Source organism: Salmonella sp. SAL4457 (assembly GCF_046548235.1).
Lineage (GTDB): Bacteria > Pseudomonadota > Gammaproteobacteria > Enterobacterales > Enterobacteriaceae > Salmonella > Salmonella enterica.
In genome coordinates, this window is record NZ_JBGDZO010000440.1 from 1 (window position 1) to 274 (window position 274).

Consider the following 274-nt stretch of genomic DNA (forward strand, 5'->3'; position numbering starts at 1 on the left):
GTACAGCATCTATCCCCAGGGCAACTTCATCCAGGCCACGCCGGACACGCCTTTCCTGCAACTGGGCGAAAGCAAGTACGTCAAGCCGATCCTCGACCGCAACCTGACTTTCGACACGCCGCTGGAGCAGGCCCTGCGCTGCGCGCTGGTGTCGTTCGACTCGACCATCCGCAGCAACCTCTCGGTGGGCATGCCGCTGGACCTGCTGGTCTACCACCGCGACAGCCTGATCCTGCCGGAGGGCTACCGGGTCACCGAGGACGACGCCTATTTC

At 63.9% G+C, this 274-nt stretch carries 1 pseudogene; it reads left to right on the plus strand.

Annotated elements, in window-relative coordinates:
* Positions 1–274, plus strand: a pseudogene (locus ACLJNW_RS24975) (peptidase); the annotation flags it as partial.